The organism is Chroogloeocystis siderophila 5.2 s.c.1 (assembly GCF_001904655.1).
In the GTDB taxonomy this organism is placed as follows: domain Bacteria; phylum Cyanobacteriota; class Cyanobacteriia; order Cyanobacteriales; family Chroococcidiopsidaceae; genus Chroogloeocystis; species Chroogloeocystis siderophila.
In genome coordinates this window covers 129145-153790 of sequence record NZ_MRCC01000014.1, presented here as the reverse complement: position 1 = coordinate 153790, position 24646 = coordinate 129145, and the positions used below count along the sequence as shown (strand labels likewise).

The 24646-nt window shown below is 42.4% G+C and carries 30 protein-coding genes; 13 read left to right on the top strand and 17 right to left on the bottom strand.

Features of this window, described 5'->3' with window-relative positions:
- Positions 1-417 precede the first annotated feature (417 nt).
- Entirely contained in the window at positions 418-1131 is a 714-nt protein-coding gene (locus NIES1031_RS17265) for a sugar transferase (protein ID WP_073550741.1), read from the top strand.
- Between the two features lie 119 nt (positions 1132-1250).
- Here NIES1031_RS17265 and NIES1031_RS17260 read toward each other — a convergent pair whose 3' ends face one another.
- A complete protein-coding gene (locus tag NIES1031_RS17260; RefSeq protein WP_236738882.1) occupies positions 1251-2054 on the bottom strand; it encodes a nuclear transport factor 2 family protein in 804 nt (267 codons plus the stop codon).
- A gap of 139 nt (positions 2055-2193) precedes the next feature.
- On the opposite strand from NIES1031_RS17260, the gene murG reads away from it, so the two are divergent.
- Both murG and NIES1031_RS17250 read left to right on the top strand, forming a co-directional pair.
- Positions 2194-3258 carry an undecaprenyldiphospho-muramoylpentapeptide beta-N-acetylglucosaminyltransferase gene (murG, locus tag NIES1031_RS17255; protein ID WP_073550739.1) on the top strand — a complete coding sequence of 355 codons (1065 nt, stop codon included), beginning with the start codon at positions 2194-2196 and terminating at the stop codon, positions 3256-3258.
- A 72-nt stretch (positions 3259-3330) separates the two neighbouring features.
- Entirely contained in the window at positions 3331-3939 is a 609-nt protein-coding gene (locus tag NIES1031_RS17250; RefSeq protein ID WP_073550738.1) for a Uma2 family endonuclease, read from the top strand.
- Between the two features lie 17 nt (positions 3940-3956).
- Here NIES1031_RS17250 and NIES1031_RS17245 read toward each other — a convergent pair whose 3' ends face one another.
- A complete protein-coding gene (locus tag NIES1031_RS17245; RefSeq protein ID WP_073550737.1) occupies positions 3957-5216 on the bottom strand; it encodes a sulfotransferase family protein in 1260 nt (419 codons plus the stop codon).
- Positions 5217-5355: 139 nt separating this feature from the next.
- On the opposite strand from NIES1031_RS17245, the gene NIES1031_RS17240 reads away from it, so the two are divergent.
- Positions 5356-5574 carry a DUF6737 family protein gene (locus NIES1031_RS17240; RefSeq protein ID WP_073550736.1) on the top strand — a complete coding sequence of 73 codons (219 nt, stop codon included), beginning with the start codon at positions 5356-5358 and terminating at the stop codon, positions 5572-5574.
- A gap of 54 nt (positions 5575-5628) precedes the next feature.
- Here the strand turns inward: NIES1031_RS17240 and NIES1031_RS17235 are convergent, their stop codons facing one another.
- Together NIES1031_RS17235 and NIES1031_RS17230 are read right to left on the bottom strand one after the other, a co-directional pair.
- Positions 5629-6690, bottom strand: coding sequence for a hemolysin family protein (locus NIES1031_RS17235; protein ID WP_073550735.1), 1062 nt, complete (start codon positions 6688-6690; stop codon positions 5629-5631).
- A gap of 58 nt (positions 6691-6748) precedes the next feature.
- Positions 6749-7321: a thioredoxin family protein gene (locus tag NIES1031_RS17230; protein WP_073550734.1), complete on the bottom strand. Its 573-nt coding sequence runs from the start codon at positions 7319-7321 to the stop codon at positions 6749-6751.
- A 118-nt stretch (positions 7322-7439) separates the two neighbouring features.
- On the opposite strand from NIES1031_RS17230, the gene NIES1031_RS17225 reads away from it, so the two are divergent.
- Together NIES1031_RS17225 and NIES1031_RS25760 are read left to right on the top strand one after the other, a co-directional pair.
- Complete coding sequence (locus tag NIES1031_RS17225; RefSeq protein WP_073550733.1) at positions 7440-7844, top strand: NIL domain-containing protein; 405 nt, start codon at positions 7440-7442, stop codon at positions 7842-7844.
- Positions 7845-8074: 230 nt separating this feature from the next.
- A complete protein-coding gene (locus tag NIES1031_RS25760) occupies positions 8075-8407 on the top strand; it encodes a hypothetical protein (protein WP_236738881.1) in 333 nt (110 codons plus the stop codon).
- 360 nt (positions 8408-8767) lie between these two features.
- Here the strand turns inward: NIES1031_RS25760 and arsS are convergent, their stop codons facing one another.
- The 3 genes from arsS to NIES1031_RS17205 form a co-directional block, all read right to left on the bottom strand.
- Complete coding sequence (gene arsS, locus NIES1031_RS17215; protein WP_073550732.1) at positions 8768-9766, bottom strand: arsenosugar biosynthesis radical SAM (seleno)protein ArsS; 999 nt, start codon at positions 9764-9766, stop codon at positions 8768-8770.
- A gap of 162 nt (positions 9767-9928) precedes the next feature.
- The gene (arsM, locus tag NIES1031_RS17210) at positions 9929-10897 is read right to left on the bottom strand and encodes an arsenosugar biosynthesis arsenite methyltransferase ArsM (RefSeq protein WP_073550731.1); all 969 of its coding nucleotides are present in this window, start codon (positions 10895-10897) and stop codon (positions 9929-9931) included.
- A 153-nt stretch (positions 10898-11050) separates the two neighbouring features.
- Entirely contained in the window at positions 11051-11953 is a 903-nt protein-coding gene (locus tag NIES1031_RS17205; RefSeq protein ID WP_073550730.1) for a carbohydrate ABC transporter permease, read from the bottom strand.
- A gap of 3 nt (positions 11954-11956) precedes the next feature.
- Here NIES1031_RS17205 and purN point away from each other — a divergent pair, with 3 nt between their 5' ends.
- Positions 11957-12616, top strand: a complete 660-nt coding sequence (gene purN, locus NIES1031_RS17200) for a phosphoribosylglycinamide formyltransferase (protein ID WP_073550729.1) — start codon at positions 11957-11959, stop codon at positions 12614-12616.
- A gap of 3 nt (positions 12617-12619) precedes the next feature.
- On the opposite strand, the gene NIES1031_RS17195 is transcribed toward purN, so the two are convergent.
- From NIES1031_RS17195 to NIES1031_RS17160, 8 genes are all read right to left on the bottom strand, one after another.
- Entirely contained in the window at positions 12620-12826 is a 207-nt protein-coding gene (locus tag NIES1031_RS17195; RefSeq protein WP_236738880.1) for an ACT domain-containing protein, read from the bottom strand.
- A gap of 37 nt (positions 12827-12863) precedes the next feature.
- Entirely contained in the window at positions 12864-13184 is a 321-nt protein-coding gene (locus NIES1031_RS17190; protein ID WP_236738879.1) for a PIN domain-containing protein, read from the bottom strand.
- Positions 13184-13426 carry a hypothetical protein gene (locus NIES1031_RS17185; RefSeq protein ID WP_073550728.1) on the bottom strand — a complete coding sequence of 81 codons (243 nt, stop codon included), beginning with the start codon at positions 13424-13426 and terminating at the stop codon, positions 13184-13186. The genes NIES1031_RS17190 and NIES1031_RS17185 overlap by 1 nt, the downstream gene beginning before the upstream one ends.
- Positions 13427-13452: 26 nt before the next feature.
- On the bottom strand, positions 13453-14190 hold the full coding sequence (locus NIES1031_RS23930) for a hypothetical protein (protein WP_073550727.1): 738 nt from the start codon (positions 14188-14190) through the stop codon (positions 13453-13455).
- Between the two features lie 3 nt (positions 14191-14193).
- Positions 14194-14553, bottom strand: coding sequence for a hypothetical protein (locus tag NIES1031_RS23925; protein WP_073550726.1), 360 nt, complete (start codon positions 14551-14553; stop codon positions 14194-14196).
- A 31-nt stretch (positions 14554-14584) separates the two neighbouring features.
- Complete coding sequence (locus NIES1031_RS23920) at positions 14585-14884, bottom strand: hypothetical protein (protein ID WP_143167800.1); 300 nt, start codon at positions 14882-14884, stop codon at positions 14585-14587.
- A gap of 187 nt (positions 14885-15071) precedes the next feature.
- Positions 15072-15914 (bottom strand): hypothetical protein, encoded by an 843-nt coding sequence (locus NIES1031_RS23915; RefSeq protein WP_073550724.1) that lies wholly within the window; start codon positions 15912-15914, stop codon positions 15072-15074.
- A 240-nt stretch (positions 15915-16154) separates the two neighbouring features.
- Positions 16155-16934: an ABC transporter permease gene (locus tag NIES1031_RS17160; RefSeq protein ID WP_073550723.1), complete on the bottom strand. Its 780-nt coding sequence runs from the start codon at positions 16932-16934 to the stop codon at positions 16155-16157.
- 161 nt (positions 16935-17095) lie between these two features.
- On the opposite strand from NIES1031_RS17160, the gene NIES1031_RS17155 reads away from it, so the two are divergent.
- The 5 genes from NIES1031_RS17155 to NIES1031_RS17135 all read left to right on the top strand — a co-directional run bounded on the left by NIES1031_RS17155 (position 17096) and on the right by NIES1031_RS17135 (position 21204).
- The gene (locus tag NIES1031_RS17155; RefSeq protein WP_073550722.1) at positions 17096-18229 is read left to right on the top strand and encodes a cob(I)yrinic acid a,c-diamide adenosyltransferase; all 1134 of its coding nucleotides are present in this window, start codon (positions 17096-17098) and stop codon (positions 18227-18229) included.
- 165 nt (positions 18230-18394) lie between these two features.
- Entirely contained in the window at positions 18395-19282 is an 888-nt protein-coding gene (locus tag NIES1031_RS17150; protein WP_073550721.1) for a TIGR02587 family membrane protein, read from the top strand.
- Positions 19279-19665, top strand: coding sequence for a hypothetical protein (locus tag NIES1031_RS17145; RefSeq protein ID WP_073550720.1), 387 nt, complete (start codon positions 19279-19281; stop codon positions 19663-19665). The genes NIES1031_RS17150 and NIES1031_RS17145 overlap by 4 nt, the downstream gene beginning before the upstream one ends.
- A gap of 192 nt (positions 19666-19857) precedes the next feature.
- Positions 19858-20553 (top strand): hypothetical protein, encoded by a 696-nt coding sequence (locus tag NIES1031_RS17140; protein ID WP_073550753.1) that lies wholly within the window; start codon positions 19858-19860, stop codon positions 20551-20553.
- A gap of 75 nt (positions 20554-20628) precedes the next feature.
- Positions 20629-21204: a DUF924 family protein gene (locus tag NIES1031_RS17135; RefSeq protein WP_073550719.1), complete on the top strand. Its 576-nt coding sequence runs from the start codon at positions 20629-20631 to the stop codon at positions 21202-21204.
- A gap of 48 nt (positions 21205-21252) precedes the next feature.
- On the opposite strand, the gene NIES1031_RS17130 is transcribed toward NIES1031_RS17135, so the two are convergent.
- Positions 21253-22137 (bottom strand): tetratricopeptide repeat protein, encoded by an 885-nt coding sequence (locus tag NIES1031_RS17130; RefSeq protein WP_073550718.1) that lies wholly within the window; start codon positions 22135-22137, stop codon positions 21253-21255.
- Positions 22138-22379: 242 nt separating this feature from the next.
- On the opposite strand from NIES1031_RS17130, the gene NIES1031_RS17125 reads away from it, so the two are divergent.
- Complete coding sequence (locus NIES1031_RS17125; protein WP_073550717.1) at positions 22380-23807, top strand: LCP family protein; 1428 nt, start codon at positions 22380-22382, stop codon at positions 23805-23807.
- A gap of 51 nt (positions 23808-23858) precedes the next feature.
- Here the strand turns inward: NIES1031_RS17125 and NIES1031_RS17120 are convergent, their stop codons facing one another.
- A complete protein-coding gene (locus NIES1031_RS17120; protein WP_073550716.1) occupies positions 23859-24512 on the bottom strand; it encodes an L-threonylcarbamoyladenylate synthase in 654 nt (217 codons plus the stop codon).
- Between the last annotated feature and the right edge of the window lie 134 nt (positions 24513-24646).

Here is a 24646-nt window from a genome sequence, read left to right as displayed (position 1 = left end):
TCAGTGAGATCTCTGCTAAAGATGCTTCTTGGGCTTTGTTGGAACAGACCGTTGTAGCAAGCTATGCTTAACATTCTTTCGCCGAGAAGGAAACTGCCCTTATTAGGTTGATAAAACTAGATACTTCTGTATCAATTTCTCATTGAGCTAAGTACTTAAGAATACTAATCCTATCTCCTCTTAAATAAGAGGCATTTTGAGTTGCCTTGGAGTAAGTAAAAGCTACTTACATGGTGGTTTAAATTCACCTGGTTTAAGGACTAACGCAGAATTATTTTGTGACTTAAGAAGTCTTACTTTGTTAAGCGCTAGTGCTAATTTCACCTAGCCTAGCTAACAACAGGGAAACGTATCGAGCATCGAAAACTCTTGTGGTTATTTTAACACATTGACCGTGCATTTTTCCTGGAGATAGACATGTCTTCCCCAAATTTTATTCCAAGTGCAAGTTCCGAAGTGCGTGTAAGCTCTTTGTACTCAGACCAAATTCTGCAAGCACGATCATGGTTCTATACAGTTCAATTTGTTGGTAAAAGAATCATTGATTTCTGTGGTGCTGGGTTAGGTGTAGTGCTTTTGAGTCCACTTTTATTGACGATCGCCTTACTCATTCGTCTAGATTCAAAAGGACCTATTTTCTTTCGTCAGTATCGAATGGGACGAGGTGAGAAAACTTTTGTAATCTGGAAGTTTCGGACAATGGAGGTGAATGCAGAGGAAAAACTTAAGGAACTTGAGCAGCTTAATGAGTCCGAAGGTGGTGTTCTATTTAAAATGAAGGAAGATCCACGCATTACTCGTGTAGGTAAATTTCTGCGCCGGACGAGTTTAGATGAGCTACCACAACTGTTTAACGTTTTGCAGGGTAGTATGAGCTTGGTTGGTCCTCGTCCTCTTCAGTTAAGAGATTACTACTTAGCAATGAATGACTATAGAGAAAATATGTTACAACGGGCAGCTATGTTACCAGGTGTGACAGGGCTATGGCAAGTGAGTGGACGCAGTGAAGTAACTTTTAAAGATATGTTACAGATGGATTTATTATACCAAAATAACTGGTGCTTGTGGTTAGATATACGCATTCTTTGGCAAACTGTTTTAGTTGTTTTGTCCCGTAAAGGAGCTTACTAACCTAAGAACTCACACCTGCTTGTCCAAAAATCCTGGTACAAGTAGTATACCAAAACTTGCACCAGTAATTAAAACAATTCGCGCTAGAAACATACTAAACGCTGATTAAACAATGACGTTTATTTTGCTGGTGATTGAGTATTACTTGCAGTATTTCCGCTAACAATTTGCAGGCGTTGAGTAACCATTGTCATTCCATCACCCCGAACAATGATCGCAGAAATCCAACGATTATTTCCAGCAGCTGGCGCGCGACCTTGTTTAAAAATACCGCCAGCAGAAAGTAATTCCAAATCAACGGGTATGGGATTTAAATAGCTTCCTGGCTTTATTGGTTCCTCAATGACTGCGCCTAAGAGATAGTCATCACCAAGCGGTTCTTGGACGATCGCATCAAAGTTAAACAGTTGTCCGGCTTTGACTTGTTGCGGCAATCTTACCTCGATTGTCGGTGGCTTCGCACCAGCCCTTAATAAGCTGCGTTCCCATAAAATATCTTGGCGAACAATTCTGTCATTTTCAACTCGCTGTCGTGATCGAATCGTTGCATTGAACAGTAAATTGCGATTGTCCTGCACCTGACTACCGCTAATATTTGTAATTGTCTCAGCAATGATCGCGCGTCCCTCTGGCTTCCAAGATTCAACGCGTGTTGTATATCTCAGTTGCGGGTAGCGTTGCCAAAGTTGCGTTAATGACTGCGCCATAGTTTGGCGTGTTAAGCCGTCGGTATGGGTGAAATTAGTTCCATAGTATTGTATTACGGCTTGAGGATTATGCGCGTTAGCAGCTGCATCAATGCGTGCTAGCAAGTTTGTCAGTACGGGAGGCGCGGCGGGTGTTGTTTGCGCTTGAGTGCGGTGCGATTGTAGCACTAAACCTAAAGTGATTAACAAAAGTGCTAGCCAATTGTTCGTTGACAACTTATTTTTTTGAAAAATCATGTGGAAGCCGCTTAAAAAAAGCATAAAGTTACGCATCGGTGATAGCTTGATATTTGATTACTATAAAACAGTTAATTGTTTCATCTTAAGCTAACCTGGGCGTTGACTTGGTAACTCAATGGCAACAAAATTATTAATTGCGGCGAGTGGTACTGGCGGACATCTGTTTCCCGCGATCGCGCTAGCTGAACAACTGCCAGATTACGAAATTGAGTGGTTGGGCGTTCCCGACCGCTTAGAAACGCAGTTAGTTCCCGCACAATATCCACTTCATAAAATCTCAGTTGCAGGATTTCAAGAGCGCTTGGGTTTGAACACGCTACGTAATCTGAGTAAAATTGCGACTTCTGTTTTTCAAGTACGCCAGGTATTACAACAAGGCGCATTTCAAGGTGTCTTCACAACTGGCGGTTACATCGCCGCCCCTGCTGTGCTTGCGGCGCGATCGCTCGGAATTCCGGCGATTCTCCACGAATCTAACGCGATTCCTGGAAAAGTTACGCGCTTTTTTAGCTCGTTTTGTACGGCTGTCGCACTGGGATTTGAACCCGCAGCCCAGTACTTACCACGAATTAACACAATTTATACAGGGACACCTGTGCGATCGCAGTTTTTAAGTGCAAAGAAACAATTACCTCCGCTTGATCTCCCCATCCCCGACGATGCTTTTCTGGTTATTGTTGTTGGCGGTAGCCAAGGTGCGGTTGCAGTTAATCAAATTATCCGCCAATGCGCACCTGCATGGTTTGACGCTGGCGTGTGGATTGTACATTTGACAGGAAACAACGATCCTGATGTCGCAAGTCTGCAACATCCGCAGTATTTTCCGCTACCTTTTTACGACAACATGGCAAGTTTGCTGCACAGAGCAAATTTAGCGATTGGGCGATCGGGGGCTGGTACTGTCACCGAGTTAGCAATGACTTGCAAACCTGCAATTTTTATTCCCTTCCCAGCAGCTGCGGAAGACCATCAATTCTACAATGCCCAAGTTTTAGCTGCATCCGGTGCAGCGATCGTATTTCGCCAAAAAGAATTAACTCCTGAAGTGTTACAACGTCAAGTGTTGGAATTATTACACTCACCCAGCGAATTACAAAAAATGGCTGCTGCTGCGGAAAAAATAGCAGTTCCTGATAGTGCGGAAAGATTGGCGAAGTTAGTGCGCGAGTTAGTACATTAGTATTATTTTATGCGAAACGCTAAAATGTGGGATAACGATTCGTCGCGACACTAACAAACTTTGCTTGAGATTATGCAAACAGAACAGCGCTACTACACTCCAGAGGAATACTTGAAGTTAGAGGAGGCTGCTGAATTCAAAAGTGAATATCTCGATGGGCAAATAGTTCCAATGGCAGGCGGTTCAACAAAGCATAATCGAATTGCAGGTAATTTATATACTGCACTAAATTTTGCGTTTAGGCAGCAAAACTACGAAGTTTTTATCGGAAATGTCCGGTTGTGGATACCCGACAAGCGGTTTTACACCTATCCAGATGTTATGGTGATAGCTGGAGAACCAGAGTATTACAATAACCGTACAGACACAATTACTAATCCGCGCGTTATTGTCGAAGTCTTATCAGAATCGACTCAAGGTTATGATCGCGAAGAAAAATTTCGTGCTTATCGAACGATCGCTTCTTTCCAAGAGTACTTACTCATCGATCAAAACTCAATCCACATCGATCACCTTTCGCAAACAGGAAAAAAACGCTGGGAACTGCGCGAGTACGATCAAGAAGATGAAGCCGTTGCTTTAACAACAGTCCCTTTTGAGATTTCCCTCCTCGATTTATACAATAAAGTTAAGTTTGAACCTGCGGATGCGCAACACAACAGTTCAGGTTCTGAAACATAAAGTGCGACCGCTGCAACTTACTCGCGCTTAACATTGAATCTGTCACAGTATTGCTCGAATTGATCGTTTACCTTTTCAGGATCGAGCCCAAACTGATCTAAAGAGTACCGATGCACTCCATGCTTATGCTGAGGGTTTCGCGCCAGCCAAGTTTGAATATTTTCTGCCATTTGGAGATTAAAACCATAACCAAAATTCGCATAGATCTGGCGTACTGTCCCAATCGGATCTTGCACAAGGTTGTGGTATTCTACATCATAGAAGCGCGAAGGCGCTTGAGAATCGCGGACTTGCATCTCGCGTTTTAAAGCTTTAGCTATGCGATCGCTCCAGTAGTTTCCTAAGGTTTTTAGTTCGATGCGATCGCTATAAATTCCGCGCACAATCGCCGTTAAACTGCATATTGAAGGAAGTACTTTCAGCGGATCGCGGTGTGTTTGCACGATGCAAGCATCAGGAAAAACTTTAATCAATGTATCTAAATAAAATATATGCGCTGGTGCTTTGAATACCCAATGACTATCTGGCGGATAGTGCCATGCTAAAAGTTGCAACTGCTGGCGATAAAATTGATACGCTTTGAGCATATCATAAGTTTCCATCCATGCGGCATAACTCTCCACATTCGCCCGAATCTCAAATATTAAGCTAGCAAATTCATGCTCAAACAAAGGATTACATTCTTCAGGTCTATGAGGATTCAAGTTGTGTGCTGTCGCCAGTTGCGGTGCTAAAGCATTATATCGTTGAACGAGTTTTTCTACCTTTTGAATTCGCGGATCGCTATGGCGGTTGTGGTACTCAGGCGGTGGTGAAGGGCTTGCCATTTCCCACAAATGTAACCAGCGACTTGCAGGATCTTGCGCTAACAAATTATGAAGTAACGTAGTTCCAGTTCTGGGCATTCCTAGAATAAATAATGGTCGCGCGATCGCTACTTGTCGTATTTCAGGATAACATTTGATATCTTCTTGAATACGCAACCGATTGATCAGCAGTTGAATACACAACTTGCGCATAAAATAGCGCCCAAATAAGGTAAGTTCAGCGTCTTCTTCTAAAGATTTGAGTAGCATCTGTAGTGGAAGCCGAAAACTTTCATCTCCCCAGTCAGCTAATCCAGTTTTCCGAGTTGCAGCAGTCAACAGTGATGCTTCTGCAAGGTTAACTAACGAAATTTTATTCTGTTTTAGCGTTTCTCCTGCCCAGTTTACTCCGCGCAACCACAAAGGACGATGAGGGTTTTCAAATGTCAGGGTGTGTAAAGCGTCTGTCATAGAAAGTAGTCAAGTTCCACTAGTTCACTTGTTACTACAAAAGATTTTTGCAAAAATCCTTATAAATCGCTCTTAATCGCATATAAAGTTTTGCATCAAAATGATATAACTATGCAAGAGTCCTGTTGTGATCGCTGCAATGTCCGAGCAAAAAACTGTTAGTGTCTGGAACTATAAACCCTGGTGGTGTCAGCCTTGGTCAATCTTACTAACTGGAGTGACACTCATCAGCGGTAGTTGGATTCTATTTCAAACTCTTTGGTTAACGATCCTTGTCGCTATTCCTGTACTAACGTGGATGGGATTTTTCCTATTAATTTATCCAAGAATAGTAGTATATGACGATCTCTTAAGATAAGTCATAATAGTAATTTAAAAGCGCTTTAAAAGTTTTGATTATCAACAAGTGAAATTAAGGTTTTTTCTTCGTAGATTTATTCCCAAAAAACCTGAACTGTAACATTCGTTCCCGTTTTTTTCGGGCAGTTTCTTGAAGATCGATAATACGATCTGTTTCATCTACAATCTCTCCAGTTAGCACTTCTAGCACATCTTCTAAAGTTACAACTCCTGCAACATTACCGTACTCATCAACAACAACTGCTAAATGTTCGCGCGCTTCTAGAAAGTTTTTGAGCAATTTATCTGCTCGAATCGTCTCAGGAACAAAGCGGACTTTACGCGTGAGACTCGCAATTTTTTGGTCATTATTTCCTTCAACCATTGCTGCTAGCAACTTTTGTTTAAGCGCAAATCCTAAAACTTGGTCAATAGATTCTCCTACTACAATAATCCGCGTATGTTGTGAAGCAATAATTTCTCTTTTGCACTCTCCTAATGTGAGAGCGCCTGATAAATATGTGACAATGGTTCGCGGGGTCATTAAATCCGCAGCCGTGAGGTCATTTAACCGAAAGACGCGCTGAATCATTTCAGCTTCATCGTCTTCAATAATGCCTTCTTGATAGCCAATATTTGCTAATAATTTAATTTCCGCTTCATTGGTGGTTGGTCTTCTTTTACCCTTAGTAAAAGGCTGTGTCGCTTTTTCAACAATCCAAACTAAAGGTTTTAATAAAAAAGTCAGCCCTCTAACAGGTACTGCTGCAAGTAAAGAAATTGGTTCAGCGTATCTTTCCCCAACAGTTTTAGGAACAATTTCACCAAAAATAATAATTAGAAACGTGAGAATTGCCGAAAAAATTCCTAACCAGGCGTTTCCTAAAACATTGGTTGCAACACTACCGATAACAATGCTCCCAACGATGTTGAATATATTATTGAGAATGACAATTGTTGCAATCGGACGACTAATTTTCTCTTTAATCGACAGTAGTGCGATCGCTGAAGGAATATTACTCTGTGCTAACTGACGCACCCGAATTGTCGATATCGATAGTAGCGCAGTTTCTACACCAGAGCAAAATGCTGAACCAGTAAGAATGACAAGGACAATGATTGCCAGCGTTAGCATATTATTTGATTTGTCGCAGACAAACTAGAAATTTGCCTGCAATAGTATTGAAAATATTCTAATTGACGACTTGACTACTGTGCAGTCGCGGATCGTCTGCATTATCTGCTGGTGTGACAGGTGCAGTAAACTTAGAAACTTGACCGCTGCTACGTTGGGCGTAAGGTAGCGGTGACTCAGCAACTAAAGCATCTAAATTCGTTGCCATAACCATACGAGGTTGTTCGCCAATGCTTTGCGCGATCGCTTCGCCTGCTTTATTCAAAAACACAAAATGTGGAATGCCATCAACGCGATACGTTAAAATCTCCGGCAACCACTTGCTATTATCGACATTCAGCATCACAAAGTTAACCGATTCTCCATACTCCTGCTTGAGTTGTGCCATATCTGGTGCCATTGCCTGACAGCTAGTACACCAATTCGCATAAAATTCGATTAGCGAGGGTTTACCGTTACTTAGCGCTACTTCTAGCGGTACTGACTCTTCGTCAAGATGTGTCAACGAAACCGCACTTGTTTGATTTCTCAAGCCTAAAACTAAGGCGACACTCAGCGCGATCGCCACTAAGACAATTAAAAAATTTCTCACGCGCTTTCCAGTATTCGCTTCTGGTGAACTCACACTCATAAGATTTTGCTTAAAACTTGTTCAGGCATAATAATTTCAGTGTAACCGAAGCCGCGACAACCTCTAGTCTTTCCTCGCATCGCTACACTAGAGTGAATGACACCATAAATTTGAAGTCATGAAAAAGCGAGTTACGCTGACCTTTCCTAAACGCGCGGTACAAATGCCTGTTACTTATCGCCTAGCAAAAGATTTTAACGTGGCAGCAAATATTATCCGCGCCCAAGTAGCCCCAAATCAAGTTGGTAAACTCGTTGTTGAACTATCCGGCGATATCGATCAGCTTGATGCGGCGATTGAATGGATGCGATCACTGCATATTCATGTCTCGCAAAGTGTCACAGAAATCGTTATCGATCAAGATAGCTGCGTTGATTGTGGCTTGTGTACGGGTGTTTGTCCCACCGAAGCCTTAACGCTCGACCCCCAAACGTATCGTCTCACATTCACGCGATCGCGCTGCATTGTCTGCGAACAGTGTATCCCTACTTGTCCTGTGGAAGCTATTTCGATCAATCTATAAGTAAGTATCCAGTGAAGATATGTAGTAAAATGGTTCAATTTCTGACTAGATTGAAATTGTTAAGTTTTTAAAATTAGAGATTCTCGAAGATGGCGTATAGCGATGTCAGTCTTGCTAAGGTTAAAAAAGAGTTTGACTTAACACTAGATGAAAGTCGTAACTTGTTTGCTGACAGCAAGCCAGTTTTACCATCATAAACATTGAGAGTTCTTTTATGCAATTATATTCCTTTGGCGACCTCTATTTCTCCAGAAAAAGCTAGATCAGAGTTTTTAATTGCACTACTTTTAGCAGAAGTAAGAAGATTCTTAAATAATCAGATATCTTTATTTTCTGAAAACGAATTTAATGTCGCTCCTAGTAAAGGGTTACAAGGTTGTTGTGACTACATCATAAGTGGTTCTCAAGAGCAATTATTTATTACGGCTCCTGTAATGATCATTTTTGAGGCAAAAGAAGATATTATCGGTGCGCTTGGTCACTGTGTTGCAGCAATGGTAGCGGCTCAATACTTTAGCCAAAAAATCAAGGAAATGAAGTTGAACGTATCTATGGCGCGGTAACTACGGGAACTAATTGGAAGTTTTTTATTTTAGAAGAAACTATGGTTTATATCGACAAAATTGAATACCATATTAAAGAAGTTGAGAAAATTTTAGGAATTTTACTGCAACCATTTCAACCTATTTTAACTCGTGTTTAAGGAGGCTTAATTTCTTAATTGTTCTGGTTGCAATTAATAATAAGTAGGGGGAGCATGTCACCTTTGCACTAAGTAGAAATGCTTAAGGAGGACAGGAGGACTGGAAAAGTTAGGCTATATCGGCGAAAATCAAAGCAATCTACTCCCCAGACAAAGCCATAAAACCCGAACAACAGCAAGCCCTCAAAGCCGATCTGCAAGCCATTGCCAAAATGCTCTATCATTCTTCAACTAAAGCACCACCACAACTAGAACCCGATCCAGCGGTACAACCATAGCAATAAGGTGCTGTTTGAATTTCATCAATTAAATCCAAAGTACCAGCTTCAAGTATTTTAGTGATATTTATTACTTCATCATTGCGAGTTTTTGCAGGTAAATTCATCATTTGATTAAAATCGCAGTCATAAACATTTCCTAGATAATCTACTGATAATTCACTGCGACACATTAAATGCTCTACAGTACTTGCATTGAAATTACTTTCCAAAAACTTTAAGTAAGGCGTGTACAGTTTTTGACGTTGTAGATACCCAGCGCTTCTACCAACAGGTAAGTTTGCGATCGTAAAGAGGTGATTAAACACAATACCAAAATGTTCTTGCAAGAACATTTTATAAGTTTGTTCTAGTTTTCCTTGGTCTGGAGGCAGGGAGAATTTCTCTTCACTCACAGGTAATTGTGGATTAAATACTAAATCTAAAATAAGATTTGGTGCTTTACCATATCCTAGTCTATTGAGCCATTGTAAAGCCCGAATCGACGCATCAAAGACACCAGAACCGCGCATTTTATCAACATTATCTGATATATAACAAGGTAGTGATGCTACAACATGAAGCTGATGCTGAGCGAAAAAGTCTGGTAAATATGCAAATTCTGACTCAAAATAAATGACTAAATTAGAACGGACAATAACTTTTTTCCCTACATTTCTGGCGGCTTGTACTAATGGCTTAAATCCATAGTTCATTTCTGGTGCGCCACCAGTGAGATCGACAATCTCAATTTCAGGGAAAGTTTGAATAACTTGAATTAATTGCTGGCAAACTTCGGGGGAAAGTTCTTCAGTACGTTTTGGTCCTGCTTCGACATGACAATGGATACAAGCTAAATTACAACGCTTACCTAAATTAATTTGCAGTACTTTTATTTTACTTTTAGTTAAAGATGAGCAAAGCTTTGATTTAAAAGGTGCTAGTGATAGGGTTTGTGTCATGGTACAGGAGAATTTTTATTGATTACTTGACGACTGAAGCCGCCGCTTAACAGACTAAGCCCACGAAGGTGGGCTAAATAAAAATAGTGATAAAAACCTTTCTTCAGAGGTTTACTTTTGTAGCTGTGGTTAAAACCGCTAAGCTGTTTTCTGATATTAAAATCAACAGCAACCACCACCGATATAATGCCAGGTTGATTTGGTAATCATAACTTCTTGTTGTAATAATGAACCTAGTTTAGCTGCAGTTTTATCGCAAACAACGGCTGGTACTCCGCGTTGCAAAATGTGACCATTATTGTCATCAAAAGCTTCTTCTTTGCCACAATATATAGCGGTTTTTCCTGTAAAAATACAAGCGCCATCTTTTGGAATTGGTACTTTAAAAGCCACAGAATCGAGACTTTCTAGAAGTAAATCTGTCTCCAAATTATAGGTATCGCAGTCTAACAATCGATAAGGACGACGCGCCCGAATTTCTACTTGACCAAAGCCAGCATCAACAATTTTTTCGATATACTGTTCGTAGGTAAGCGCCCCTGATAAGCACATTGCGCGTAATCGCTCGTCTTGTTGTAGATGTGTAGGAATAGGACGAGTAGCGATTGGGTCACTCATTTGCAATCTTCCACCAGGTTTTAACACTCGAAATGCTTCTTTGAGTGCTTGCGAAAGGTCATCGGGTGCAAAAATATTAAATAAACAATTTTGGGCAACGACATCAACTGAGGCATCCGCAACAGGTAAGCTAAACGCATCACCTTCGCGAACCTCGACAAAGCTAGGATCAAACCAAGAGTTTTGTTGTACTGCAATTTCTAAATTCCGCTTAGCAGCCAAACGCATTGCTGCAACAGGTTCTACTGCAATCACGCCACCAGGACGACGCGAGAAATAGGCAAACTGTAACGCTTCTAAACCACCGCCTATACCAACATAAAGTACCGTTGGTTGATTGACGAGTTCAGCCGGATGAATTGTCGTTCCACAACCGTAGTTCATTTCTTGCATTTGCGATGAAATCTTGAGTCCAGGAAATTGCAAAGGACTGCTTTGCACGCAACAAAGCCCAACTTCAGGAGTTTCGGCAACTTCACGATAAAATTGCGCTGCTGTTTCTAAATAACTCATTCACTTTCAACTGTTCCAGCGTTTTAATTCTAGCGAGGACAGCAATCATGAAGTATGTAGAAATGATATGAAAGTAGATTGAATGAGGTCATGGGTAATCGGTCACAGCTATTCCAATGACCCATTACCAGTTACCAATTACCACTTATCTACTTAATCTGACTTTTCACTCCAAGTCCGCAACTGTAAATAAACCAAGATGAGTGCAACTGCTAAAAGTACTGTAGCCGCAGCAGCAGCGTAACCAAAATCAAATTGCGCAAAAGCTTCTTGGTAAATATAGTAAACCAATAAATTAGTCGAATTTAACGGGCCTCCCCCTGTAACGACATAAACTTGCTCAAAACTTCGCAGCGTAAATATTGCGGTTGTAATCGTTGCGAATATAAGTGTTGGTCGTAATCCTGGTAAAGTGATATGCCAAAACTGTTGCCAAGCATTCGCCCCGTCAATTTCGGCGGCTTCGTAGCGACTCGGTGGAATGGCTTGTAATCCCGCCAGGAAGACGACCATGTTGAAACCTAATTGCTTCCAAATGCTGAGTAAAATCAATACAGGCATTGCCCAAGTGGTACTTCCTAGCCAAGAAATTGGTTCGATACCAAAAGAACTTAAAAAGGCATTAACAGGACCATCAGTTTGAAATAACCAACGAAAGCCTAATCCCGCTGCAACTAAAGAGGTAATTGAGGGCAGAAAATAGGCACTGCGAAAGAAATCTCGTAAGATAACAGCACGGTTTAGTAGTGCGGCGAGTCCTAAAGGTATGATTAAACTAGGAATAACCGTGGCAACAGTGAAGTAAACCGTATTTCCCAAAACTTGCCAAAAATCAGGATTGAGAATCAAGCGCAAGTAGTTTCTCAAACCAACCCAGTGAATTCCTGCTGAGGTAAAACTACCCGCAGTAAAGCTGAGATAAAACAAATAGACGATTGGGTATAGCAGAAATATTCCCAAAATAATGGCTGCTGGGGCGAGAAAAACCCACGCCGCGATCGCATCATTATCCAACCACGATTTACCATATCGAGGAGTGTTCTTATTACCCCGCATTCGATGTCCAACAATTTAGATTTATTTAGTCTTGATTCTACTGTGAGTTTGGTTTCTCCCTCGGTATCACTACGCGACATAACGCTAAAAGTCCCGCTAAAGTTAGGAATTCTTGCTTCTGGTAATGGTAGTAATTTTGCAGCCGTTGCGGAAGCGATCGCACAAGGTAAGCTCAATGCTCAAATCCAAGTTCTCATTTACAATAACCCTGACGCTAAAGCCGCTATACGCGCTAAAAATCGAGGAATTCCAGCAAAACTCTTAAATCACCGCGATTTTGCCGCTAGAGAAGACTTAGACGCGCAAATTGTCAAGACATTACGCGAATACGATGTTGAATGGGTAATTATGGCAGGATGGATGCGCATTGTTACCTCAATTCTAATTAATGCTTTCCCTAATCGAATTATTAACATTCACCCTAGTTTGCTACCCAGCTTTAAAGGCGTCCGTGCAATTGAACAAGCATTAGCTGCAAAGGTAAAAATTACAGGCTGTACCGCCCACTTTGTCAGTCTCGAAGTAGATAGCGGTACGATTTTGGTTCAAGCCGCCGTGCCAATTTTACCTGACGATACCCCAGAAACGCTTCACGCACGGATTCAAGTTCAAGAACATCGAATTTTACCACAGGCGATCGCACTTGCAGCATCTCAATACTAGTCACTAAATCGAGAACTCATGCAATAGCTGCATAACCTCACGAGCGCGTGCTGCTGGAACGAATAAGAGATCGTGATAATATGCTGAAACTGGGTTGACACTAATGCTATATTGTGCAAGTTTACTAGTAATCGTCGCTAGAAATTCTACAGCATCGAGGCTAGTAGGACTGTCGCCAATTCTCAGTTTGTAGCCCAGCAACTCGATCAAATTCTCGTTGATTTGCCGTAATCACAAGCAAGTTATGTTAAAGTGCTGTAGCCGCAATTAAGATATCATAAGCACCAATCGGCTGCCCTTGAGATTTGAGAGTAGCACGAATTCGAGCGGCTTGTTCAGCTTCCATAGCACTGAAAGGGAGAATTGTCACAGAAGACAAAAAACTGGCAATGATTGGTTCAACTTTTGGGGCGCGTTGCGGATTGAGTGCCAAACCGTAGCGTAACTCCATAACCGTAATTGCAGAAACGGCAATATCAATAGGTGCAGTTTGCTTGAGCCTGAATTTAGTGCCAACTTCGCCCTTGATGAAGTCGCTGATGACGCACGTATCGAGTAGATATCGCATCAGAATAGTTCCGGTTCACACGGTGCAAGGAGTTCATCGCGGTAGGACTCGAAGGCGGAGAAATCAGGAATTCCTTCGTGGGACAAGATAGCGTCTGACCATTGAGAACTGGAATTAGGTGGCGTTTGAATCATCTGACGCAAAGCTTGCACAATTAAGGTTTGCAGCGGAATATTGGATTGCGCCGCTTGCCGGATTAGGTCTTGTTCAAGATCTGGCGGTAGGTTGATCGTAATTTGCACAGCACATTCTCCTAGAGTTTACCTATCTACTGTTTGGTGTAGCTTGCTGCTTCAAACTTAGAAGGGAAATGACGATTGAACCATTGCTTGAACTCTTCGTTAAATGCGCCACTTACACTCATTGAAGCAGGTATAGCGACTATTGCTACTAAAATTCCAATTACGGCGAGCAAGTTTCCCCAATTAATTCCTTTTTTTGAATCAGAGTTAGAAATAGTGACTTGGTTGTTAGTTGTACCACTTGTACCAATAGGAGCATAAATATGTGAGTTTGAGGCATCAATATTGTTTGTAATTCTAGGCTCATCTGCCATTTTTTGCGTTCTCCGCTCTATTTTGCCAAGCTGATTGTATAACTCTAAGTTGGAAGGTTCTTGACTGACTACAAGTTGAAGAACTTCTTCTGATGCTGGAGGTTGCCAGGTTTGACGGCGCGTATTTGTTTGGGCATTAATCAACGTTTTTCTTAGGCAAGTAAGATCTGGTAATTCTTGAATAAGACGTTGAATTTCATTACACGCTTGAAGTGTTCCTCGTTCTTTTAGTTGTGTCAAAACACTGTCTCTTAGCCTAGCTATATCACCTCTAGCCGTTGAAATGTTATTACTGTGGTCAGGATCTTCATTGTAAGGATATTGACGAACCGGCCAAATGTATAAATCAGCTAATTGTGTTTCAGTCAGATTTAGCTGAATCTCATGTAAATGATGGCAAGCAGCTAATTCGAGGAGTTCACGTCCAAATGATGAATCTTGCTGAATCAATAACTAGATAAATGACCAACTACATGGATCTGAATTCTCCACCAGCACTCTAGCGGCAATTAAAACTTTTTCACGCTCGTTCTCAGCTGATGGTAATGCGAAAGAAATAAGGGACTTTGCAAAATCTCTAGCTTCGGTCAACCCTTGCTTTAGGAGTTCTTTGAGTAGCTGCCCAACACATTTAGGTTTAAGTGTAGGATCTTTAGCTTTTTCTAGTAAAGCTAATCTTAGCCGTTCATCCCAATACTTATCAAAGCGATTAATCACAAATATATAGTCATGCTCTTGATTCTCTTTATCAATGAGAGTTATCAGTGTATTGATAGATTCTTCAGGAGCATTTAGATAGGCTATTCCAGGCAAGTCAAAACTTTCCCACGCTTTTAAGAGAATCTTATTCCCATAGTTTTTCCTCTTCGTACTGTGTTAACAAATTATCTACAATTGATGACCTGACATTTGCATCAGTCGAGACATCACTTCGCAAAAGAACATCTGTTCTTATGCTAGCTAGCCATGCAGCAGTTTCATGAAGCTGAGGAATTAGCTTAGGATCTGGATCTTCGGATGAAAAGATTAATTCTTTTATCTGCGTTAGAGGTATTTCGTGTTGTGTCAAATACCAAGCGGAGAGAAATTCAGCATAGGTTTGATGTGCCCATCCCATTCGATGCAGTCCACGGGACGAGAACAAGCCAATATCTAAAACTTCCTCAATGACTTCTCTGGTGATCTTAAATTCTCTTCCATTGGCATTTTCATAAGCGTGACATAACTTTTGAAGCAGGACATCTTCGGAGGCACATTTCCTTGATCAATTCCAGTCCATACAGCAAATCGGTTGGCAAAGATTGCGATCGCTGCAATTCGAGCCGCAACAATTAAGCGTTGCTCAACATCGAGACTTCCTTTTCGGTTTGAACTCCGACGACTTGGATTAACTTCCTCACACAGAAGCTGACATCCCTCAAGATAGAGTTCGTAAAGTTTTTGATTTGAAAAAATTGACCATGATGACGGCGGTAAGTATTTAACAAAAATTCCAGAGTGATTGGTTTTATTGCTAGGGGTACAACATCCTTGTGTCCAATTTCCTTTAGAAAATCATCAGGTGAAAATCGCTCAACTTTCGCAGCTTCTCTAACGTCTACACGACGAAGCGGAGCTAGTTCATAAATTTCAACGCAATCTTCTTGCCAAAGATCTTTCAGTCCTTTGTCCAGGATTTCTGGAAATACAAATGTCCGACACGCTAGACGGAGGTGAAGACGATTAATGTGATTCTGATATTTCTGTTTCTTAAGCTCATCAATTAATCCTGTCGCTAGAGTTGGAACACTCAAAAGCCCTTCATCAAAGCTGTCCAAGAATAAATAGAGATGATAAGTATCTCCTAACCAATCAGTAAAGGTTTCGTCTTTAAACAAATCATCTTTTAGATTTGCACAGGCTCGGAGATTAAGTTCTAAGATTTGACTGGTATTAGCAATCTTCTTTTCTGTAAAAAGTTTTATGTTTTTTAGTTCCTGAGACTTCCCGATACCTGGTTCCCCTAATAAAACCAGACACGGAATATTGGCGATCGCCTCTAAAGCTACTAAATCTGGATTATATACCTTGCCCCATTCTACATCTGGATCGTACAGATAGCCACCATCAGCTAGGTTAATACTGCCTGACTGAGGGCACCAGAAACGTTTCCAGCTATATATCTGCTTCGACATATTGAATAGCTATGAGGGCAAAACTCTTTTTCAAGAATAACTTTATTCAAAAGGCTTTGTAGCTTACCCTCTGGCTCAAGCGATCGCTTGAGCCAGATCGCTCCCACCGGATTTGCATTCCAACAGATACCCTTCAAGTTGTAGCCCCAACTGATAGCTCAAGCAAACTAACAATAGCAATGAGGAGTAATGGGCAAAGTAAATATCAAAGTTTAAAGTGTTTAGCTCTCTCAAATTGATTTAAAATTGACGGCGCGAGAAAATAAGAATCGCGATCGCTAACAACAACCCTGTATACACTACCCCATAACCTGCATTCGCGATGAGTATTAGTGGATTTGGTAAAATATCAGCGCCATAAACGGCTAAATTCTTCAAATCTAAACGCGATAAATCAGGTAAAAACAGATACAATCCCTGAGTCATGCGCTGAATATTGACACTTTCGCTCAGACGACCTAATTTCACTAAATCTTGAGTAAAGTTACCCATTAAATAAACGCCAAAACTCAATAATGTCGCGAGTATAGAACTTGTAAAGACTCCAAACGCGATCGCCACTGCGGTAATTAGCGACAACTGCAAAAATAAAAATAGCGCCGCAAGCACTATACTACCCAGCGGATACGAAATATTGCCTAATTGCAGAAAGGCGAGATAAATTGCGGTCATCGCCGCAATCAACACACCCAAAACTGCGGATAAGCCTAAGTGCTTACCTGCAATAAATTCGCCACGACTGATTGGTTTCGCAATTAAAACTAAGACAGTCCGTTTCTCAATTTCTTTATTGATTAACCCAGTACCCACAAAAATTGCAACGATTAAGCCGAGTAAACTCATCGCTGCTAAACCAAGATCTAAAAAAATCTTATCTTCTGTCGTCGCAGCAAGTTGCGGTAACAACCAAATTGCTACCGCCAAAATTAAAGCATACAAGCCAATGATATAAAGAATGCGATCGCGTACCACTTCGCGAAATACATTTGTTGCTAGCACCAAGATGCGACCGAAACTCATACGACTAAGTGTTAAGTGTGATGAATTTTTGTATAAAAAAAAGTTCTGTAACTGTTATACCCTCTAGCCACTAGCTATCACTCACTCCTCACCACTCAACTGCTAGCAATGAATCGAGACGTCCGTTAAAATCTAAATCTGCATCAACATCGAAAAAAGCAATGACAAGGAACGGCATTGGTATTCGCACAGCGCAACTACGTTCGCACAGGGTTGTAGGGCAAATTCACGTTTACGACGGTGCCGGAAAAGGTAAGTCCCAAGCGGCTTTAGGCGTCGTCTTACGCTCGATCGGATTAGGAATCAACACGCGTAGCGCCACTCGTGTTTTACTGCTGCGGTTTCTCAAAGGACCAGGACGCGCCTATGATGAGGATGGAGCAATTGAAGCTTTGCAACAAGGTTTTCCGCATTTAATCGACCAGGTACGTACCGGAAGAGCAGAGTTTTTTGGTCCGGATGAAATTATGCGGTTTGACCGTCAAGAAGCGCGACGCGGTTGGGATGTTGCTAAAGGTGCGATCGCTTCGGGTTTGTATTCAGTAGTTGTGTTAGATGAACTTAACCCAGTCCTTGACTTAGGATTACTTCCAGTTGATGAAGTTGTGCAAACGCTCAAATCAAAGCCTGAGGAAGTTGAAATCATCGCGACAGGAAGAGGCGCACCACAACAGCTTCTCGACATTGCCGATTTGCACTCGGAAATGAAACCGCACCACCACGCAACAGCCGCCGAACAAGGAATTTCGGGAATTGAAATTTATACGGGTGCAGGAAAAGGAAAATCGACAAGTGCGTTAGGTAAAGCGTTGCAAGCGATCGGTAGAGGAATTAGTCAAGATAAATCTCACCGCGTCTTGATTATGCAATGGCTCAAAGGCGGCAGTGGCTACACCGAAGATGCCGCGATCGCCGCTTTACAACAATCTTACCCTGCGTTAGTCGATCATCAACGTTGTGGACGCGATGCAATTGTTTGGCGCGGTCAACAGCAAGAATTAGACTATGTAGAAGCTGAGCGAGGTTGGGAAATCGCGCGTACAGCGATCGCATCAGGTTTGTATAAAACGATCATCCTCGACGAACTCAATCCTACGGTTGATTTAGAGCTGTTACCAGTAGAACCAATTGTCCAAGCTTTACTGCGTAAACCCCGCGATACCGAAGTCATTATCACTGGTCGCTGTCACAATCCACCAGCCTATTTTGACTTAGCGAGTATCCACTCGGAAGTTTTTTGCCACAAACACTACGCAAACCAAGGAGTTGAATTAAAACAAGGCGTAGATTTTTAGTAATCTAAAATACATCAAGGTGCAATAATGGAAGATACTCAAGTCCTCGATCTTGTGGCAGGTGGATTAGCAGTCGTGATTCTGATCGGCGGCTACTTGATGATGTTCACAGACATCTTGACAAAAAAGAAGTAATGTGGTAGAGGGATTTTGCCTATCAGCGCGATGAACGATCAAAGTCAAAGAACGCTTGTACGATCGCTTCAAGAATACTTGCGGGGAATTGCTGGAGGGCTTTTATTCAGCTTACCCTTGCTCTACACAATGGAAGTTTGGTGGGCTGGATTTATTGCGCATCCTCTACGCCTACTGATTTACGTCCTGGCTACGTTTAGTCTATTACTCGGATACAATCGCTACGGCGGTTTGCGGCGTTCAGCAAGTCCCCTAGAAGTCGCAATTGATTCGGTCGAAGAAATGGGACTAGGATTAATCATTGCCGCAATATTTCTCTGGCTATTAGGACGAATCACTGCGGATATGTCTCCTGATGAAATCGCTGGTCAAATTATTGTTGAAGCGATGACGGTTGCGATCGGTGTTTCTGTCGGTACAGCACAACTAGGCGGGGGTGAAGGCGATCAGCAAACTGATAGTGGCATGAAAAGTAACTCGTCGTCAGCCGATCCCGATCCCACACCGTTTCTGACAGAAAATAACGGTGATTTTGGAGGACAATTGACGATCGCGTTGTGTGGTGCTGTGTTATTTGCCGCGAATGTTGCTCCTACAGAAGAAATTACTCAAATCGCAGTTGAAAGTAATTCCTGGAGACTCGTAGGGTTTGCGCTTGTCTCAATGATTTTAGGGGCAATGATTTTGTTTTATAGTAACTTCACTGGTACCCAGCGATTCTCTAAAAAACGCGGCATTGTCAATGTTATTTATGGCACGGTTGTTACCTATGCGATCGCCTTAGTTGCCTCCGCTGCAATTTTGTGGTTTTTCGGGCGCTTTGATGGTATGTCACTGATTACGTGCTTAGCCCAAACCGTTGTTTCAGGGCTTGCTGCAACGCTGGGTGCTTCGGCAGGTAGACTGTTACTGCAATGAAACAATTAGAAAAAAACTGGCTAGAATGGATTGTTTTTGCGATTAGTCTTGTACTCGTCGTTAGTACGTTAGGATATTTGGTTTACGACGGGGCAAATACAGGTTCTTCGCCTCCTAATTTTGAATTTCAACTTGGACAACCGCAGCCGCAGCAAAATTACTTCGTCGTACCCGTATCGGTGACTAACCAAGGCGACGAAACTGCTGAAGGCGTACTTGTCGAAGTTGTCTTGGAAAGCAACGGTACTGATCAAGAAACCGCAGAATTTGAAATTGCCTTTTTACCGCGACAATCTACCCGTGAGGGCTGGGTAACATTTAGAACCGATCCGCGTACTGTAGATCAAATGTCAGCACGTGTCATGGGTTTTTCAAAACCTTGATGAGGAGATAACAAAAGTCGATGCTTGTTAGGTTGTAGCGTTCACTTCGGAACCTTCTTTTTCGCTTTCCAGTCTGAATAGATAACAGTGTTTGATACTAATTCGCTACTTGAGTGCATCAAATCATACAGAGAGATGCCAATTTTAAAGTACGCGAAATGGTGGTTTCCTTCTCAAAGGAGAACTTTTGATATGAATCGTGTTAATTCTTGGCACTCTGGAACAGCTGGATTTATGGCGCTTGCAGTTGCAGCAAGTACTATAACTCCCTTTATTTTATCAACTCCGGCATCGGCGCAACTTTTTCCTCGGCAACCGTATCCTTCGAGAACTTATCCCTCAACAAACTATCCGTCTTCTACACAAGTTACAATTCCCGCAGGTACTTCGATTCCCGCGCGGTACGATGAAGCAGAACGCATCATTGTTACTCCTACGGAAACGATGTCTTTAACGCTCACGGTAGCAACGAATATTATCAACCGTAGTGGTACTGTATTGATACCAGCAGGAAGTCAAATTGTCGGTCAAATTCAACCGGTTTACGGTGGTTCGCAGTTTGTAGCAAGAGAACTTGTGATGTCAAATAACCGACGACAAAGCATTAATGCTAGTTCAAGAGTATTCAGCCAAACGCAGGAAATTACGCGTGGGTCTAACACAGGTTCGATCTTGAGAGGTGCAGCCATTGGTGCAGCAGCAGCAGCCGCTGTCGCAGCAATTACCGGCGATCGCGCGATCGCAACTGAAGAAGTTCTAGGTGGTGCTGGATTAGGTGCATTAGGTGGTGTTTTACTCGGTCGTAGACGTGCTGAGGTTTTTGTCATCAACCCAACGACGGATCTGAATCTAAGGCTTAACTCAAATCTACCGTTATCTACCTACTAAATGCAAAAGTTAACCTCTCAATTGGGCATACACTAAAAAGCGGGTAGCTATTAGGATGCTACGGCAGAGGTACTGATGTCACAAGTAGACGAAATTCTCGCGTTTTGGTTTGGACAACCAAATACAGCAGAGTATGGTAAACAGCACGCGTTTTGGTTTACGAAAAGCGCTGAATTTGACCGCGAAGTGCGCGAACGGTTTTTGAGTGACTACGAACAAGCTGCGGCGCATCAATTAGACACTTGGAAAGAAGCGCCCCGCAGTTGCTTGGCATTAATTTTACTCTTGGATCAGATTCCGCGTAATATCTTTCGCGGAACTCCTCAAGCTTTTGCGACAGACGCCGCTGCACTCACTGCTGCACAGCACGCAGTTGCGCAAGGTTTTGACCGCGAACTTTTAAACGTACAGCGCTGGTTTATCTATTTACCGTTTGAACACAGCGAAAACCTTGAGCATCAACGCCAGTGTGTTGAGTTGTTCGCATCGTTAAAAGACGATCCTGAAAGTGCTTCCGCAATCGACTATGCTCAGCGTCATCTAGCAGTGATCGAACGCTTTGGGCGCTTTCCCCACCGCAACAAAATTCTCAATCGCGAATCCACACCAGAAGAGCTAGAATTTCTCCAACAACCAGGCTCATCGTTTTAAGAGGTGAGGGGTGAGAGAACATTATATATTCTTCTCCTCTGCGCTCTTCTACTGCGGAACAATTTGAATCTGCGCTGGCTGTGAGGGTGGTGCTTGTAAAGCGGCTTGAATCCGAGGTGAAGCTAGTAACTTTTGAGTATCTGCAATTAAGCGATCGCCCCATAATTGCTCGCGTAAAAATTCTACATCACCGTAGCGTTGGTCAATGCGTAATGCGGCTTCGCCCATGGCGATCGCGCGTTGCTGATCGCCTCTAGTATAAAGTGCAACTGCCATCGCTAGTTGTGGTTCGGCTGCTTGTTTGTCAATATTTAGTGCGGCTTGCCAATGCTTTAGCGCTGAGTTAATATCGCCTTGCTCGTATTTGATTAAACCAATATTGTTGATTGCAGGCCAGAATTTTTTATCAGCTGCGGTTGCTTTATTATATTGCTCGATCGCTTGCGGAAATTGTCTGAGCTTGTAGTAAGCATTACCTAAGTCAAATAATCCTTCTGGATCGTTGGGTTTTAACTTCAACCCAGCTTGTAAAGTATCGACCGCAGCTTGGTATTTTCCTTGCTGAAAATGCGCTGACCCCAACGCAAACATAATTGACGCATTCTTGGGATCGAGTTTTCTCGCTTGGTCTAAGGCGGCGATCGCTTCATTATATTGATTGGTCTGTAGATATAAACCACCTAGCAAAAACCACGATTGATAGCTTCTTGGCGCTAATTGTGTTGCTAATCGCGCTCTTGGCAAAGCTTGTTCGTATTGTTGAAATTGTGCGAGTTGCGCTGCTTCTTGTGCCAATCTTAATCCTTGTTGCTCCAAAGCAGCTGAATTTAATTGGGGTGCGCGGGGAATAAGTGCCTGTCCCAATGCAGGTTGAGCAACACCCACTAAACTACAAACAACGAAGAATTTTATCCAGAACTTGCGATTCGGCACAGTATAGCCTCAAACAATAATCTACAGAATCTTCAGCTAGCTTAAACTATTCGCAGGTAAATATGTAGGGGTCAGAGATCAGAGGTCGGAGGTCAGGGAAAGAAATTGTTCAAATTATAAATGAGGGTTAACTTACTCCTCACTCGTATTTAAGTTCATCTTTTGTGATGAAAATCTCTATTTGTCTTTCACAGCTTAGATTAACATAACGTGTAAAGTGCGGTATTAAGAGGACAATTACTGTGGTTAAGGGAGTAGAAACGCACATTAGGCAAAAAAATCAGCCTGTCGCAGCCCAAGCGAAAAGACAAGCCATCGGTGCTAAACAGCATCTTTTGCTTGTGTTGTGGGGGATGCGTAAACGAAACCCCTTATTGTTTTGGGGAGGTCTTGTTTCAATGTCTATGGTCTTCGGGGCGAGTGTGGCACTATTTACCCCAATATGGCCGAATAGCAATACGTTACAAGATCAACAATTTACTGGACAAGGTTTTATCAAAAGGCGATCGCCTGTAGATTTTTGGGCTGACGCCTCGCAATATCAGATTTCTCGTCCAGTCAATATCTTGATCATGGGGATTGATCCTCCCATAAATACGGGGAATAATGCATCGGGAGTTTTTGCAGGTGCGAGCGATACAATGCTGCTTGTGCGGTTAGACCCCACAAATCAATTGATGAAAGTTCTTTTTATCCCTAAAGATAGCCAAGTTGTTATTCCAGAAATTGGTTTGGAAAAAATATCGCTTGCTAATGTTGAGGGGGGACCAGCTTTAGCCGCAAGAGTCGTTAGCCGCACTTTGAATAATGTACCGATTGACCGCTACGTTCGGATTACGACAAATGCTTTACAAGAATTAATCGATTCTTTGGGCGGGGTCGAAGTTTTTGTTCCTCAACAAATGTCTTACACCGACGCAACGCAAAAACTAGAGATTAACTTAGCCGCAGGATGGCAAACGTTGGATGGCGATCAAGCACAAAAATTTGCTCGCTTTCGCGATTCAAACGTCGGTGATTTAGAACGATTGCAGCGACAGCAAATGTTACTCAAAGCAATTCGCGATCGCCTTACTAGCCCTACGGTTTTACCGATTTTGCCGCAACTCGCTCGTACAATACAAAGTTACGTAGATACTAACTTGAGCTTGATCGAAACCTTGGCGATCGTTAACTTCGGAATTACTATCGAACCGCAGAACTTTCAGATGGTGCTAGTTCCTGGTAATCTTAGCCCGCTGAGTTTAGATCCAAGTAGCTACTGGCTGGATGGCGTTGGCATTAACCGCGTGATGAGCGAGTATTTTGATGTCCAACCGTTGGGCGGAGTGCAAGCATCCCGCAGGCGATCACTGACTTCGCTCAAAATTGCGGTGCAAAATGCATCTGGCGATCCGAAGTTGAGCGATCGCGTCACGCAATATTTGCGATCGCGTGGTTTTGCAAGAGTCTATACTGTTTCTGATTGGCTCGACTCGCAGCGTCAAACCGAAATTATTGCGCAGCAAGGTAACTTAACCGCCGCAGGCGATCTTCAACAAACTTTAGGGTTAGGAGTTGTAGAACCAACGGCGACTGGCGATCTAAATTCGCACTTAACAATTCGTATCGGTCAAGACTGGAAGCAACAAAGTGATGAGCAGAAAAGCTTTTTCAGTACGGGAGAGTAGTTCGTTAAGAATGACAAACTACAACTTATACAACTTAGTTGATTTTTTTTACTAAATCCAAGCGACAGCTTCTTCCCAACCTAAACCTTTGCGGGCGATCGCTGGCTCATTTTCTGTAAAATCTAAAATTGTGGACACTTGGTATCCAAGTTCAGAACCGTCATCGACAATGACATCAACTAACTTGTCTAAACGGTCAAACAACTCGACTTTAGAAATGTTGGCTTCGCTTTGTGAGGATGAGCGCCCGTTTTCATCTTGAGGTAAGTGCGCTGATGTTGAAATAATCGGATTTTCTAAAGCATTCAACAACGCTTGCGACACGGCGTGATCGGGTACGCGAATTCCGGTTGTTTTCCGCTTGGGATGCTGTACCAACCGTGGAACTAATTTGGTTGCTGGGAGCAGAAAAGTATATGGTCCAGGAATCAAGTGTCGCATGATACGATAAGCGGTGTCGCTGACTCTGGCATACGTTGCGACGTTAGACAACGACGGACACAAAAAAGTAAGTGGCTTATCGTTTGATAGTTGCTTGATTTGTCGTACGCGTTGGACTGCTGACTTTGAATTCAAATCGCAGCCGATCGCATAAACTGTATCCGTAGGGTAGAGCATTACGGCTCCATCACGGAGCGCGCTAATAATCTGCTCGACTGTACGCAGCTGCGGAGTATCAGGATGAATTGTATAAGTTTTAGCCATGACTTTACCAGAGGTCAAGATTCAAGGGTTAAAGATCAGAAGTTTTATAAGCAGCATCGCCGAAATGCGATTTTAATCAGTAGCTTTGAATTTTTGTCTCTAGCTTTAGCCTTTTACTCGTTGCCACTTTCCTA

Coding starts and splice junctions, on each gene's coding strand:
- NIES1031_RS17265 (WP_073550741.1), top strand. CDS start 418: ATGTCTTCCCCAAATTTTATTCCAAGTGCAAGTTCCGAAGTGCGTGTA.
- NIES1031_RS17235 (WP_073550735.1), bottom strand. CDS start 6,690: ATGCTAACGCTGGCAATCATTGTCCTTGTCATTCTTACTGGTTCAGCA.
- NIES1031_RS17145 (WP_073550720.1), top strand. CDS start 19,279: ATGAAACAATTAGAAAAAAACTGGCTAGAATGGATTGTTTTTGCGATT.
- NIES1031_RS17150 (WP_073550721.1), top strand. CDS start 18,395: ATGAACGATCAAAGTCAAAGAACGCTTGTACGATCGCTTCAAGAATAC.
- NIES1031_RS23915 (WP_073550724.1), bottom strand. CDS start 15,914: ATGTCGAAGCAGATATATAGCTGGAAACGTTTCTGGTGCCCTCAGTCA.
- NIES1031_RS17225 (WP_073550733.1), top strand. CDS start 7,440: ATGAAAAAGCGAGTTACGCTGACCTTTCCTAAACGCGCGGTACAAATG.
- NIES1031_RS17135 (WP_073550719.1), top strand. CDS start 20,629: ATGTCACAAGTAGACGAAATTCTCGCGTTTTGGTTTGGACAACCAAAT.
- arsM (WP_073550731.1), bottom strand. CDS start 10,897: ATGAGTTATTTAGAAACAGCAGCGCAATTTTATCGTGAAGTTGCCGAA.
- NIES1031_RS17155 (WP_073550722.1), top strand. CDS start 17,096: ATGACAAGGAACGGCATTGGTATTCGCACAGCGCAACTACGTTCGCAC.
- NIES1031_RS17140 (WP_073550753.1), top strand. CDS start 19,858: ATGAATCGTGTTAATTCTTGGCACTCTGGAACAGCTGGATTTATGGCG.
- NIES1031_RS17245 (WP_073550737.1), bottom strand. CDS start 5,216: ATGACAGACGCTTTACACACCCTGACATTTGAAAACCCTCATCGTCCT.
- arsS (WP_073550732.1), bottom strand. CDS start 9,766: ATGACACAAACCCTATCACTAGCACCTTTTAAATCAAAGCTTTGCTCA.
- murG (WP_073550739.1), top strand. CDS start 2,194: ATGGCAACAAAATTATTAATTGCGGCGAGTGGTACTGGCGGACATCTG.
- NIES1031_RS17190 (WP_236738879.1), bottom strand. CDS start 13,184: ATGCGATATCTACTCGATACGTGCGTCATCAGCGACTTCATCAAGGGC.
- NIES1031_RS17160 (WP_073550723.1), bottom strand. CDS start 16,934: ATGAGTTTCGGTCGCATCTTGGTGCTAGCAACAAATGTATTTCGCGAA.
- NIES1031_RS17120 (WP_073550716.1), bottom strand. CDS start 24,512: ATGGCTAAAACTTATACAATTCATCCTGATACTCCGCAGCTGCGTACA.
- NIES1031_RS17230 (WP_073550734.1), bottom strand. CDS start 7,321: ATGAGTGTGAGTTCACCAGAAGCGAATACTGGAAAGCGCGTGAGAAAT.
- NIES1031_RS17205 (WP_073550730.1), bottom strand. CDS start 11,953: ATGCGGGGTAATAAGAACACTCCTCGATATGGTAAATCGTGGTTGGAT.
- purN (WP_073550729.1), top strand. CDS start 11,957: ATGTCCAACAATTTAGATTTATTTAGTCTTGATTCTACTGTGAGTTTG.
- NIES1031_RS17240 (WP_073550736.1), top strand. CDS start 5,356: ATGTCCGAGCAAAAAACTGTTAGTGTCTGGAACTATAAACCCTGGTGG.
- NIES1031_RS17250 (WP_073550738.1), top strand. CDS start 3,331: ATGCAAACAGAACAGCGCTACTACACTCCAGAGGAATACTTGAAGTTA.